The organism is Kocuria sp. CPCC 205260, assembly GCF_040981045.1.
GTDB classification, from domain to species: Bacteria; Actinomycetota; Actinomycetes; order Actinomycetales; family Micrococcaceae; genus Kocuria; species Kocuria palustris.
The window spans coordinates 1-1,426 of record NZ_JAVKPT010000020.1 but is presented as its reverse complement, the minus strand read 5'-3'; the positions used below and the strand labels follow the sequence as shown (position 1 = coordinate 1,426).

The following is a 1,426-nucleotide window of genomic DNA, read 5'->3' as shown; positions in this document are numbered from 1 at the left end:
TGTCCTGAGTCGCGACATCGTTGACAGACGATGTCGCGGCTCAGGCTTTTTTCGTATGGGTTCGTTTTCTCCGTCGAGGCCGTGGGGGTGTTCCGGTCGGGGCGTGGGTTCAGCGAAGCGGGGCCTGGTAGTCGCGGGCGGGGTCGATGTGGTGGCAGGCGATGACTTCGCCTGTGGCCGCGTCCGAGACGGTCACGTCACGGTCGTGGATCAGCAGCAGCACGGCCAGGCCGATGTGTCTGCGTCCGACTCCGAGGTGGCGCATCGTTCCGGCGTAGCGCAGGGAGATCTTCCCGTTCTTGTCAACCTTGTCGGTGCGGGTGCGCCACTCGCTGTCTCGATCGGTCTCTGGTGAGGCTTTGGGCAGCGCGGCATAGGCGGCCGCTGGTGTCTGGCGGCCGCGGGCTCGGTGGGGGCGAGCGGTGTTGTACCAGTGCTGGAACTGATCCAGCAGGCCCTGCAGCTCGGGGAGATCGGCTGGTGTCGGGCGGGCGGCCAGCCAGCGTTTGAGGGTCTGGTGGAAGCGCTCGATCTTGCCCTGGGTCTGCGGGTGGCCTGGTGCCCCGTTCTTCTGCTGGATGCGGTGGGCATCGAGCAGCTTCTCGAATCCGTTGCGGCCTCCTGGGTACCTGGCCAGCCGGGAGGTGAAGACCAGGCCGTTGTCGGTCAGGGTCGAGGCCGGTGGCCCGTAGCGGCTGATCAGGGCGTTCATGGCTTCCACGACCATGGGCCCGGAGAACGAGGCGGCTGCCTGGATGTGCAGCAGCATCCGGGAATGGTCATCGAGCACGTCGAGGATGTCGATGCGGGTGCCGGTGGTCAGGAAGGTGTGGGTGATGTCGGCTTGCCAGCACTCGTTGGGCAGGTCGGCTTCGAAGCGCAGGTAGGACGATTTCGGGCGTTTGCGCGGGGCGGGCTGAATCAGGGCCTCGGCGTGGAGGATGCGACGGATCGTGGAGGTCGAGGGCACGCGCAGTCCTTCTTGGTGCAAGTGCCAGGCGATGGTCTCCGGGCCCGCGTCAGCGCCTTGGGCGGTGAGTTCTGTGCGCAGGGTGATGATGCGTTCGCGCAGTGGTGGAGGGATGCGCTGCGGGGATCTGCGGGGTGCTTTCGAGCCCGGGTGCATCGCCTGGCTGCCGCCGGCGCGGTAGCGGGTGACCAGGACGTGGACCCATTGGCGAGAGATCCCGAACTTCTCGGCGGCCTGGGTGGTAGTGAGGCCCTGGTCGATCACGGAGCGGGCGATGACGATGTTGCGCTGGGTGCTCATCCGGCATCGTCACCGGGGCCAGGGTGTCAAGGATGTCGCGACTCACCGGTCAACGATCAGTGGTGGGGATCTGTCAACGGTGTCGGGACTCATCGGTCAACGCTCATGCGGAAACGTGGTGGTCAGGGGCGTCAACGATGTCGTGACGCAGGACAC

The 1,426-nt window shown here is 66.3% G+C and carries 1 protein-coding gene; it reads right to left on the bottom strand.

The window, feature by feature from the left end:
• Nucleotides 1-109 precede the first annotated feature (109 nt).
• Nucleotides 110-1,270 (bottom strand): IS481 family transposase, encoded by a 1,161-nt coding sequence (locus RF645_RS12910; RefSeq protein WP_058870848.1) that lies wholly within the window; start codon nucleotides 1,268-1,270, stop codon nucleotides 110-112.
• Nucleotides 1,271-1,426: the final 156 nt, after the last annotated feature.

Coding starts and splice junctions, on each gene's coding strand:
- RF645_RS12910 (WP_058870848.1), bottom strand. CDS start 1,270: ATGAGCACCCAGCGCAACATCGTCATCGCCCGCTCCGTGATCGACCAG.